Here is a 12,211-nt window from a genome sequence, read left to right as displayed (position 1 = left end):
TTTTTAATCTAAAATCTAATCTTTACACCAATAATCATAAATAAACTAATAAATAATACTTTCTATGAAGACTTAAACATTTTGTATTGTTGAAGTTAGAAGAGTAAATTATAAAAAAAATAAAGCCCTAACGTACGTTAGGGCTTTATTTTTAACAAGTCTTGTACGATTAACTTTTGATCACTCCTCTTGATATAACTATCTTTTGAATTTCAGAAGTTCCTTCATATATCTGAGTAATTTTTGCATCTCTCATTAATCGCTCTACATGATATTCTTTAACAAATCCATTACCTCCATGAATTTGTACAGCTTCTACGGTTTGTTCCATAGCAACTTTGCTCGCATAAAGTTTCGCCATTGCACTAGACATATCATAATTATTACCTTGATCCTTATCCCAAGCAGCTTTCATTACAAGCATTCTGGCAGCTTCAATTTCAGTATACATATCAGCTAATTTAAATGCTATTGCTTGATGATTGCATATTTCAGTGCCAAAAGCCTTACGTACTTTAGAATATTTTAATGCTAATTCATAAGCTCCAGAAGCTATACCTAGAGCTTGAGCTGCGATACCAATTCTTCCTCCTGATAACGTTTTCATCGCAAACTTAAAACCAAAACCGTCTTCACCAATTCGATTTTCTTTAGGAACTTTAACGTCATTAAATTGTAAAGTATGAGTATCACTACCTCTTATTCCTAATTTATCTTCCTTAGGACCTATATCAAACCCTTCCATTCCTTTTTCAACTATAAAGGCATTAATACCTCTATGACCTTTCTCTCTATCGGTTTGAGCAATTACCAAATAAACATCACTTCTTCCACCATTAGTAATCCAGTTTTTTGTTCCGTTTATTACATAATGATCACCTTTATCAATAGCAGTTGTTGCTTGAGAAGTAGCATCACTACCAGCTTCAGGTTCACTCAAACAAAATGCACCGAGGTATTCACCTGTTGCTAGTTTAGCTAAATATTTTTGCTTTTGTTCTTCTGTTCCGAATGCTTCAAGACCATAGCAAACTAAAGAGTTATTTACTGAGACCATCACTGATGCTGATGCATCAATTTTTGATAATTCTTCCATTATCAGCACATAAGAAATAGCATCCATACCGCTACCTCCATATTTTGGGTCTACCATTATTCCCATGAATCCTAAATCTCCCATTTTTTTAACTAACTCTTGAGGAAACTGTTGCTTTTCGTCTCTTTCTATGACACCAGGAAGTAATTCGTTTTGTGCAAAATCACGAGCTGCGTCGCGAATCATTATATGTTCTTCGGTTAAACTAAAATCCATAGATATTTTAAATTATTGATTTGCTAAAAAATGATGTCAAAGATAAGTCTTTATTAGTATATTTTCAATAAGGATCACTATTTTTACTTAATATGATAAAATCTAAGTACAATATAATTGGTGTGATGTCTGGAACTTCATTAGATGGAATAGATCTAGCTTATATTTCATTTGATTTTGATAAAAGTTGGAAATTTTCAATTCATTATACAGATACTATTTCTTATGACAATTATTGGAATGAAAAACTATTAAAGCTTGTAAGCTTAAATCAACACGAGCTTCAAAGAACAGATTTAGCCTATACTAGCTACATTTCTAAAGTCATAAACCAATTTATTTACAAGTATCAAATTAAAGTAATAGATGCAATTTGTTCGCATGGACATACAGCTTTGCACCAACCAGATATAGGTTTGACCTATCAAATAGGTAATCTACCAAAACTAGCTCAATTATTAAAGCAGCAAATAGTGTGCGATTTTAGAGTTCAAGATGTTGAACTTGGTGGTCAAGGCGCACCTTTAGTACCAATTGGAGATCGTTTATTATTTTCAGATTATGATTACTGTATCAACTTAGGCGGTTTTGCTAATGTATCATTCGAAAATAATAACGAAAGATTGGCTTATGATATTTGTCCTGTTAACATTGTAATGAATTATTATGCCAACCAATTGGGTTTTGATTATGATGAAGATGGTAATATTGCTAAATCTGGGCATATAAATTTTGAGGTTTTAGATAAACTAAATGCCCTCGAATTTTATAAACTTGATTCACCAAAATCTCTAGGTTTAGAATGGGTTGAAAACTATATATTTCCAATTTTAGAGGTAGCTAAACTTTCTAATGAAGATAGCCTTCGAACATTTACTGAGCATATCGCTATTCAAGTTTCTTCTAGCATTAAGCCTAACTCTAAGGTGTTATTTACAGGAGGCGGTGTTTATAATACATTTCTAACCGATAGGATTAAAGGTCTGAATAGCTTCGATTTAATAATTCCTTCTGATGAAATCATTCAATATAAAGAAGCTTTGATCTTTGGGTTATTAGGTGTACTCAAATTGAGAAACGATATTAATTGCCTCTCTAGTGTAACTGGAGCAAGTCATGATCATTCTTCTGGTAAAATCTTCACTTATAATACTTAAGCGTAAATATTTACTTACATTTGCAGACTTTGGCTTGAGTTTTGAATAAGTCAGAATAAAATTATTTTAATTAAAACTATTTTAAATGAAACATTTAGTTATAGTACTTGTTCTATTGATAACAGGTGTAAGTTATGCTCAAATTGATGATAATTGGGAAGATGCGTCAGAGAAATTACCTGGTTATATCATAACCAACAAAGGTGAAAAAATTGAAGGTTATCTCAAGCGATTTCTTAAAATTAAAAGTCAGAGAAAAGTAAAATTCTTTAAAACATTAGATGACAAACCTCAAGTATTTGACGCAAAAGATTTAGAAGCATACCAAATAGCAAATGACTACTATGAATCTCATCCATATGAAGGATTAAGTGGTAAAACCAAAGTATTCTTGTTGAGAACTGTTGAAGGAAAAATCGATCTTTTCGAGTATTACATAAGAGTTGAAGATGACAAAGGCAGAGAAATGACATTGTCTAAGAAAGGAAATACCGAAGTTTCTTTAGATTTTGATGGAACTAAAATTCAAACTGAGATACTTGCTGTTAAAGATGGCAAAGATTACTTAAAATTTGCATCATCTAAAGTTATGTTTAGTTTTAAAAACGTAATGAGCAAATATGTTTCTGATTTCCCTGAATTAGCAAAAAAAATAAAAAATAAAGAAAAAGGTTATAGAATTTTAGGTGTTCTTAAAATTGTAAATGAATATAACGCACATTTTGAAGAATAATATGAAACAGTTGTTTTTTACACTTTGTGTGTTTCTATTTAGTATTATTATTTATGCTCAAGAGCCTGCAAGTTTTGTGTGGTGTGATTTATCTGATAGAAACTTAGTTGGTTTGCAAAACCCTAATCTTGTTTTTCCAACAGATTCTGGTTTTACAGTTTACAGTGTTGAAGAAATAGGATCTCAATTTTATGCTCCAAAAATAATCTATATCACAAAATTTGATGCCTCTGGAGAAAAACTTTCTACAGTAGAGTTTAAACTACCAATGCGCTCTCAAAAAGATGCTACATTATTAAGTGTATTTGAAGGAAACAATAAGCTGTATTTCTTTTCACATGTAGCTGTAAAGAAAGATGGGAAGAATATGCTTTATGCGCAGATTTATGATAATGCTACAGAAACTGTTTCTGCTATCATTGAATTGTATACACTACCAATTGAAAAAGTAAACAACTCTGGGTTTTTTGATGTCGCTATTTCAGATGATAAAAATACTTTTGCCGTTTTAGTAAATAAACCTTTTATAAAAAAAGCAAAACAAGCAATTGATGTGCTTACATTTGATGCTGAATTAAATAAAGTCTCAAGTACATCTCAAACACTTTCATTTGATAGTAAACGCGCTAATTCAGAAACTTTATTTGTTGAGAATGATGCGGTGGTTACCATTGTAAAGAAAACTAATCTTTCAAAAAAAGAACCAATAACGATTGTTATTACAATAAAAGGTGATGAAGTTAGCGAGCAGCAGGTGTCATCTAATGAATTTTATATTTCAGACAGCAAAGTTATTACAGTTAATAATAAGCAATACTTATTAGGGTTTGCTACAGATAATGCCAAACCTACCGTATCAGTTGGAGGTGCAAAAGACAATAGCTTTTTCGTCTATAACATTTCCGAACAGAAACTAGTAGTACATCAAGAATGGTCTAAAGAAACTATAAAACGAGTATTAGGAAAAGGCTATATTGATTTAAAAGTAAAAGATATTTTAGTTAATAATGATGATATTTATCTCATAGGTGATTGTTATTCAAAAGATAGTGAACCTATTGAAGGACAAAATTTTAAATATAATTATACACATAGGTTTGGGCCTGGTGTAGTTATCAAGTTAAATATTTCAGGAGAAGTTTTGTATGAAACTCCTTTAAGCTATGGAGAAGAGTATTTAAATGACATGAAAACTTTAGGGTCATTCTATCCGTTTATAAATAATAATAAACTACAAATACTTGCTAATGAAAAAGAATCAATATTAAAGAACAAAAAAATAGTAGCAGGTTATAAAAAGATTAATGCAAAGGTTATTGTATTAAGGTCTTTTGACGATCAAGGTCAGATTGAAACTATTCCTTTTTGGTATAGTAATACTGGAGGTGCAAAGCGATTAACTAAGTTTGCACCAACACAAACATTACAGCTTTCAGATAACATATTCTATATATATGCCACAGGTTTTGAATCACATAAGTTTGGAAAAATGATCTTAAACTAAATTTTAATACCTTATTAACAATAATAAAATGGCTTTACTTTTTAAAGCCATTTTTTGTTTTTTATATTTGTTAAAATAAACTAACTATTCTTAATGAAAGACTTACTTCAAAAGTACGAAGACAAAGAGCCTGAAATCATTTTTAATTGGAAAGACCCAGAAACTGAAGCAGAAGGTTGGACGGTCATCAACTCTCTGAGAGGAGGTGCTGCTGGAGGCGGAACCAGAATGCGTAAAGGCTTAGATATGAATGAGGTATTATCACTAGCTAAAACTATGGAAGTGAAATTTACGGTTTCAGGCCCTGCTATTGGAGGTGCTAAATCTGGTATTAACTTCGATCCACATGATTCAAGAAAAAAAGGAGTTTTAGAACGTTGGTACAAGGCTGTTTCTCCCTTACTTAAAAGTTACTACGGAACTGGAGGTGACTTAAACGTTGATGAAATTCATGAAGTGATTCCTATAACAGAAGAGAGTGGTGTATGGCATCCTCAAGAAGGTGTTTTTGAAGGACACTTTAAACCAACACAAGCTGATAAGATCAATCGTATTGGTCAATTAAGACATGGTGTGATTAAAGTGATCGAAAATCCTAAGTATTCACCAAACGTTTCTAGAAAATATACAGTTGCAGATATGATTACTGGTTTTGGAGTAGCAGAAGCAGCTAAACATTTCTATGATGTCCATAACGATTCTATCGTTGGCAAACGTGCAGTAGTTCAAGGTTTTGGTAATGTTGGAGCTGCCGCTGCATTTTACTTGGCACAAATGGGAGCTAAAGTTGTTGGTATTATAGATATTGTTGGTGGCTTAATTAAAGAGGAAGGGTTTACTTTTGAAGAAATTACCCAATTATATCTTAAAAAATCAGGAAATACTTTAGTAAGTGATCACTTAATCCCTTTTTCTGAAATTAACGAAAAAATATGGTCATTAGAAACTGAAGTATTTGCACCTTGCGCTGCATCACGTTTAATTACTAAGCAACAAATAGACAATATGATAGATACTGGGCTAGAGGTGATTTCATGTGGAGCAAATGTACCGTTTGCAGATCGTGAAATATTTTTTGGACCAATTATGGAACATACAGACACCAAAGTAAGTCTTATTCCTGATTTTATTTCTAACTGTGGTATGGCAAGAGTATTTGCATATTTTATGGAACGGAAAGTTCAAATGACAGACGAAGCTATTTTTAACGATACTTCTGAAATCATAAAAGAAGCCATTAAAAATGTATACAATAAGAATCAATCAAAAACTGGCATTAGCGCTACCGCTTTTGAAATAGCACTTAACCAACTTATATAAAAGAAACCTATGGAAACCATAATTATTTTAGTTTTTGTATTAGGCTATTTGGCCATTACAGTAGAGCATAGTATTAAAATCGACAAGTTAATTCCAGCTCTGGTGATGATGGCAATTAGTTGGGCGCTCATCTCATTAGGGATTGATTCATTCTCACAATGGTTTGACTCAGCTAGTCATGGTTTGGTAGATGGTTTTTCAGATTTAGGTCACGAAGATAAAATGCATTGGATGGAAGAAACACTTCTACATCATCTTGGAAAGACAGCTGAAATATTAGTGTTTTTACTTGGAGCAATGACGATTGTTGAAATCATTGATTACTTTGATGGGTTTTCAACCATTAAAGGATTTATCAAAACAAAGAGTAAAAAAAGAATATTGTGGATCTTTGGGTTTTTAGCATTTTTTCTTTCAGCTATTATAGATAATTTAACTGCTACTATTGTTTTAATCTCTATTCTTCAAAAACTAATTCAAGATAGGAGTGTACGTATTTGGTATGCAGGTTTAATTATTATTGCAGCTAACGCAGGTGGTGCTTGGTCACCTATTGGAGATGTAACGACCACCATGTTATGGATTGGCAAAAAAGTTACCACAGGGCACTTATTTGTTTACCTATTTATTCCTTCACTGATATGTATGTTGCTGCCAACATTTATCGCTTCATTTATGCCGGCATTTAAAGGGAATTTAGAAAATGTTTCTGATGAGTCAGATAACAAACCTAAAAGCAAATTTAGTTCTACTATGTTATATTTAGGACTAGGCGGTATTGTTTCTGTTCCAGTTTTTAAAACGGTAACCCATCTTCCACCATATGTGGGTATGATGTTAGCATTAGGTGTTGTGGCCATATTTGCTGAAATATATAGTAACTCAAAATTTAGTATCACTCATATTGATAATGAAGAAAGTGACGAGCATTCGCATCATAGCCCTGTGCATCATTCATTATCCAAAATTGAATTACCGAGTATTTTATTCTTTTTAGGAATATTAATGGCAGTGGCTGCATTAGAGTCATTAGGAATTCTATTTGGTTTTGCTGGAACGTTGCAAGATACTATGCCAATGCTAGGTACAGAGATGTATGAAGGAGGAGTTTCAGATTTGGTTGTTCTATTGTTAGGTGTTGGTTCGGCAGTAATTGATAATGTACCATTAGTAGCTGCAAGTTTAGGAATGTTCTCTGAACCAATTGACCACGAATTGTGGCATTTTATAGCCTATTCTGCAGGAACAGGTGGAAGTATGTTGATTATTGGGTCAGCAGCTGGAGTTGTTGCTATGGGAATGGAAAAAATTGACTTTTTCTGGTATCTTAAAAAAATAGCATGGCTTGCTGCTGTAGGCTTTATTGCTGGAGCCATTGCCTTTATGTTTACGCGTACAATATTTTAAATTACATACTTTAGTTTTAAAATAGGCGTTATTACACTATAAAATTAATTTTTAATAGCATACATATGATATTACAAAGTAATATTCAAGATGGGTCAGAACTACTTACTGATTCAGAATCAACCGAAAAAACATTATCAATCATTGAATTGATATTCAGTGGAGGAACAGCAGGGCAGATCATCATAGCGATTCTTTTCGTACTACTTGTCGTTGCTATTTACATTTATTTTGAACGTCTTTTTGCCATTAAAGCAGCATCAAAAGTCGATGCTAATTTTATGAATCAAATAAAAGATCATGTTAGTAATGGTAAAGTAGATTCAGCACAAATGCTTTGCGCTCAAGTTAATTCTCCAGTTTCTCGATTAATTAATAAAGGCATTACAAGAATTGGAAAACCTTTAGAAGATATTAATACTGCTATAGAAAATGCAGGTCGTCTAGAGGTGTATAGCCTAGAAAAAAATGTGAGTATTCTGGCAACCATCTCTGGAGCTGCACCAATGATTGGATTTCTTGGTACAGTAATTGGAATGATATTATCAATATTTGAAATTGCTAATTCAGGAGGTTCAATTGATATTAAAACATTAGCAGACGGCTTATATACTGCAATGACAACTACAGTAGGTGGCTTAATTGTTGGTATCATAGCTTATGTTGCGTACAATCATTTGGTAGTAAGAACAGATAAGGTAGTGTATCAAATGGAAGCCAACTCATTAGAATTTTTAGATCATTTAAATGAACCTATCTAATGAATATAAGAGGACGAAATAAGGTAACACCAGAGTTTAATATGTCGTCTATGACAGACATAGTATTCTTATTACTCATATTTTTTATGATTGCATCGACGTTGGTTTCAGCTGAAGCCATAGATTTATTACTTCCAAATTCTACTAGTAAAACAACTCAAACAAAAAATGTATCTGTAAGTGTTGACAAGAATGTAAATTATTATGTCGATCTGAAGCAAGTATCTAAAGAAAATTTAGAAACCGAAGTTTTAGCTAAAGTAGGCAACTCTGAAGCACCATCAATAGTCATCCGTTCTGATCAAGACGTAGAAATGAAGCATGTGGTATTTATAATGGACATTGCTAATAGAAATAAGATAAAGTCGACTTTAGCAGTAAAATCGCAATAGAATGAAATATTTCAAAACCAAACATGAAAAGAATTCAGCAAGGCTAACAACATTGCTTGTGTTGATACTAGTATTGTTGATTTTCGTGGTTGGACTAAAATATATGGATCCTCCTTTGGAGTATGGTGTAGCTATAAATTTTGGAAATTCTGAAGTCGGAAGCGGTAATATTCAACCAAAAGTACCCATCAGATCAAAACCGAAGCAAACTTTAGAAAATAACCAGCCAGAGGAAGTTCAACAGAGCTCTTCTCAACCAGATAGCAAGGCAGAAGATGTTATTACTAACGAGTCTACTGAGTCAATTGCTATAAAAAAGCAAAAGGAAGCAGATGCAAAAGCAAAAGCTGAAGCAGAACGAATTGAAAGAGAGCGAATAGAGGCTGAAGAGAAAAAAAGAAAAGAGGAAGAAGCCAAGAAAAAGAATATAGATAACTTGTTTAATGGTGTAAAAAATGCTGATGGCTCTCAAGCTGGAGGAGAAGGAAATGACTCACAACCAGGAGATAAGGGTCAGTTAGATGGTAATCCTTATGCGCCAAGTTATTTTGGAGGTTCTGGACCAGGAAAAGGAGGTGTAGGCTCTGGATTGGGAGGTAGAGGTAGTGCAACAAAAAAAATATTCAAGCAAGAATGCAATGAAACAGGTTTAGTTGTCGTTAAAATTATTGTGGATAGAAGTGGAAAGGTCCTACAAGCCGAACCTGGTATAAGAGGTAGTACAAATACACACCCTTGTCTTTTAGCACCTGCCAAGAAAATTGCACTCTCTCATAAGTGGCCTTCAGACTCTAAAGCACCCGCTCGCCAGGTAGGTTTTGTGAGTATTAACTTTGATGTAAGTCAGTAATTTATGAACTATCAAGATACTGTCAACTGGATGTTCAAACAGTTACCTATGTATCAAAATCAAGGTAAAATTGCTTTTAAGAAAGACCTTTCTAATTCCTTATTACTTGCAGAACAGTTAAACAATCCTCAATGTAATTTTAAAAGTATACATGTAGCTGGAACTAACGGGAAAGGCTCAACAAGTCATATGTTAGCTTCAATATTACAAGAGGCTGGATATAAAGTTGGTTTGTATACATCACCTCATTTAAAAGATTTTAGGGAGCGTATTAAGATTAATGGGAACCAAATAAGCAAGCAGTTTGTTATTGGCTTCATAAAACGAAATTTATCTTTTTTTAAAGCACATTCTTTATCTTTTTTTGAAATGACCGTAGGTATGGCGTTTGATTACTTTTCAAAACAAGAGGTAGATATAGCTATCATAGAAGTTGGTTTAGGAGGAAGATTAGATTCAACAAATATTATTGTCCCTGAAGTCTCGGTAATTACAAATATAGGCTTTGATCATATACAATTTTTAGGAAATACCTATGCAGCAATTTCTAAAGAGAAAGCTGGAATTATAAAGCCAAATATTCCTGTTGTTATAGGAGAAACGCAAAATGAAACTAAGTCTGTTTTCATGAATATTTCTGAAGCAAATGATGCAAAAATATATTTCGCAGACCAATGTGTTAATCAATCTTATCAAACAGATTTAAAAGGTAATTATCAAAAACACAATATAAAAACTGCAGTACAGACCATACGAGTTTTGAGCCAACGAAAATTTTATATTTCTGAGGATCACATAATAGAAGGTTTAAATAACGTAGTTAAGAATACGCAATTAAAAGGGAGATGGCAAATACTGCAAGAGCACCCAAAAATTATATGTGATACTGCACATAATAAAGAAGGGTTATCTTATACTATTTCACAACTACTTGAAGAAGATTATGAAAAACTACACATTGTATTTGGAGCTGTAAATGATAAAGATATCGATACAATACTACCTTTGTTACCAAAAAATGCCATCTACTACTTTTGTAAACCAAATGTTTCACGTGGATTAGAAGCAAAAGAATTACAATCCAAGTTTATTGAAAACGGGTTTTATGGTTACTCGTATAACAGTACGATTATGGCATTAACTGCTGCAAAAGAACAAGCTACATCAAAAGATTTAATTTATGTTGGAGGGAGTACTTTTATTGTTGCAGAAATAATTTAATTTTTTTTCAAAAAAGCTTTTGCCAATTAAAAATCTAACCTATATTTGCAGTCCAATATTTAGGGCGCGTAGCTCAGTTGGTTCAGAGCACTTGGTTTACACCCAAGGGGTCAGGGGTTCGAATCCCTTCGCGCCCACTAAAGTTCACAGAAATGTGAACTTTTTTGGTTTTATATAATGGGTCATTAACTCAGTTGGTTTAGAGTGTTACCTTGACAGGGTAGAAGTCACTGGTTCGAATCCAGTATGACCCACTTAACCCTAAAGATAGGTTCTAGAAGACTTCCAAAGTGCGTTCAAGTGCCATTCCTCTTGATCCTTTAATGAGTAATAAAGAATCTATTATAGATTGCTTAGTCAATTCTGTTTTTAGATCTTTAAATAACTTAAAAGAGTTGATTTTTTTAGAGTTTAATTCTGTTCTTGAAAAGTGCTCTCCTACAAGATATATTTTATCGATGTCTAATTGAGATGCATAATCAGAAATGTATTGATGCTCTTTATCTGTGTCGTCACCTAGTTCAAACATATCTCCCAATATTGCAATCTTATTTTTCTCACTCAAATTAGAAAAATTATCTAAAGCAGCTTTCATACTTGTTGGGTTTGCATTATAGGCATCAAGTATAATTTTGTTAGATTTCTTTTCTATGATTTGTGAACGGTTATTACTTGGGATATAATTCTCTATCGCTTCAACAATAGCTGCTTCATTTACTTTAAACTGTTTGCCTATGGCTATGGCAACAGCAATATTATTATAATTATAAGCACCTGTTATGTTACTTTTTATTGTATATCCATCAAAGTTTAAGTTTACATATGGTTGGGAGCTAGTCATTTTTATTTCTGAACCAAAAGCAATGATTTTATCATAATTACCAACTTGATTTATTTGAATTCTGTCATTCGTATTGACAAAAATGGTTTTGTTGTTTGCTTTTAAATGCTCATATAATTCAGACTTACCTTTGATAACACCTTCAACACCTCCAAAACCCTCTAAATGCGCTTTACCAAAATTAGTGATAAGACCATAATCTGGTAATGTAATGTTAGACAAGAAAGAAATTTCTTTTTGATGATTAGCACCCATCTCTACAATTCCAATTTGAGTGTCTTTGGTCATTTCTAATAATGTAAGTGGAACGCCAATATGATTATTTAAGTTGCCTTTAGTAGCTGATGTTTTATATGTTGTCGATAAAACAGCATTGATAAGTTCTTTAGTTGTTGTCTTTCCGTTGCTTCCTGTTAATGCAATTATAGGAATATTTATAGTTTTACGATGAAAAGTAGCTAAATTCTGAAGTGTTTCTAAAACATTATTAACGAGAATACAATTTTCATTGTTTGCATACTCTTTTTCGTCTACAACTGTATATTTTGCCCCTTTTTTTAATGCTTTATATGCAAATGTATTTCCATTAAAATTTTCTCCCCTAAGCGCAAAAAACATCGAATTCATTGATATTTTTCGAGTATCAGTACTAACAGAATTACACTCTAAAAAAGCTTGGTAAATAGTTTTAATTGTCATGAAATAAATGTAAT

The 12,211-nt window shown here is 32.4% G+C and carries 11 protein-coding genes and 2 tRNA genes; 11 read left to right on the top strand and 2 right to left on the bottom strand.

Annotation, left to right across the window (positions count from 1 at the left end; translation table 11 throughout):
* Positions 1–169: 169 nt before the first annotated feature.
* Positions 170–1,312 carry an acyl-CoA dehydrogenase gene (locus Q0876_RS06115; RefSeq protein ID WP_299225158.1) on the bottom strand — a complete coding sequence of 381 codons (1,143 nt, stop codon included), beginning with the start codon at positions 1,310–1,312 and terminating at the stop codon, positions 170–172.
* Positions 1,313–1,404: 92 nt separating this feature from the next.
* Between Q0876_RS06115 and Q0876_RS06110 the strand changes: the two genes are divergently transcribed.
* From Q0876_RS06110 to Q0876_RS06060, 11 genes are all read left to right on the top strand, one after another.
* Positions 1,405–2,469, top strand: a complete 1,065-nt coding sequence (locus Q0876_RS06110) for an anhydro-N-acetylmuramic acid kinase (protein WP_299225156.1) — start codon at positions 1,405–1,407, stop codon at positions 2,467–2,469.
* Between the two features lie 85 nt (positions 2,470–2,554).
* Entirely contained in the window at positions 2,555–3,202 is a 648-nt protein-coding gene (locus Q0876_RS06105) for a hypothetical protein (protein WP_299225154.1), read from the top strand.
* Positions 3,174–4,706, top strand: coding sequence for a hypothetical protein (locus Q0876_RS06100; protein ID WP_299225153.1), 1,533 nt, complete (start codon positions 3,174–3,176; stop codon positions 4,704–4,706). The genes Q0876_RS06105 and Q0876_RS06100 overlap by 29 nt, the downstream gene beginning before the upstream one ends.
* A gap of 93 nt (positions 4,707–4,799) precedes the next feature.
* The gene (locus Q0876_RS06095; RefSeq protein WP_299225151.1) at positions 4,800–6,026 is read left to right on the top strand and encodes a Glu/Leu/Phe/Val dehydrogenase dimerization domain-containing protein; all 1,227 of its coding nucleotides are present in this window, start codon (positions 4,800–4,802) and stop codon (positions 6,024–6,026) included.
* A 9-nt stretch (positions 6,027–6,035) separates the two neighbouring features.
* Positions 6,036–7,433 (top strand): sodium:proton antiporter NhaD, encoded by a 1,398-nt coding sequence (gene nhaD, locus Q0876_RS06090; protein ID WP_299225149.1) that lies wholly within the window; start codon positions 6,036–6,038, stop codon positions 7,431–7,433.
* Positions 7,434–7,498: 65 nt separating this feature from the next.
* On the top strand, positions 7,499–8,194 hold the full coding sequence (locus Q0876_RS06085; RefSeq protein WP_299225147.1) for a MotA/TolQ/ExbB proton channel family protein: 696 nt from the start codon (positions 7,499–7,501) through the stop codon (positions 8,192–8,194).
* Positions 8,194–8,586 (top strand): biopolymer transporter ExbD, encoded by a 393-nt coding sequence (locus Q0876_RS06080; RefSeq protein WP_299225145.1) that lies wholly within the window; start codon positions 8,194–8,196, stop codon positions 8,584–8,586. Before Q0876_RS06085 ends, Q0876_RS06080 begins: the two co-directional genes overlap by 1 nt.
* 1 nt (position 8,587) lies before the next feature.
* Positions 8,588–9,436 (top strand): energy transducer TonB, encoded by an 849-nt coding sequence (locus Q0876_RS06075; protein WP_299225143.1) that lies wholly within the window; start codon positions 8,588–8,590, stop codon positions 9,434–9,436.
* Positions 9,437–9,439: 3 nt separating this feature from the next.
* The gene (locus Q0876_RS06070) at positions 9,440–10,657 is read left to right on the top strand and encodes a folylpolyglutamate synthase/dihydrofolate synthase family protein (protein ID WP_299225141.1); all 1,218 of its coding nucleotides are present in this window, start codon (positions 9,440–9,442) and stop codon (positions 10,655–10,657) included.
* Between the two features lie 62 nt (positions 10,658–10,719).
* Positions 10,720–10,794, top strand: a tRNA-Val gene (locus tag Q0876_RS06065).
* Between the two features lie 42 nt (positions 10,795–10,836).
* Positions 10,837–10,911, top strand: a tRNA-Val gene (locus tag Q0876_RS06060).
* Positions 10,912–10,931: 20 nt separating this feature from the next.
* Here Q0876_RS06060 and murF read toward each other — a convergent pair.
* Positions 10,932–12,197 (bottom strand): UDP-N-acetylmuramoyl-tripeptide--D-alanyl-D-alanine ligase, encoded by a 1,266-nt coding sequence (gene murF / locus Q0876_RS06055; protein WP_299225140.1) that lies wholly within the window; start codon positions 12,195–12,197, stop codon positions 10,932–10,934.
* Between the last annotated feature and the right edge of the window lie 14 nt (positions 12,198–12,211).

It is taken from the genome of uncultured Psychroserpens sp., assembly GCF_947503375.1.
In the GTDB taxonomy this organism is placed as follows: Bacteria; Bacteroidota; Bacteroidia; order Flavobacteriales; family Flavobacteriaceae; genus Psychroserpens.
The sequence above is the reverse complement of the archived record's forward strand: the minus strand, read 5'-3'. Positions and strand labels throughout refer to the sequence as shown.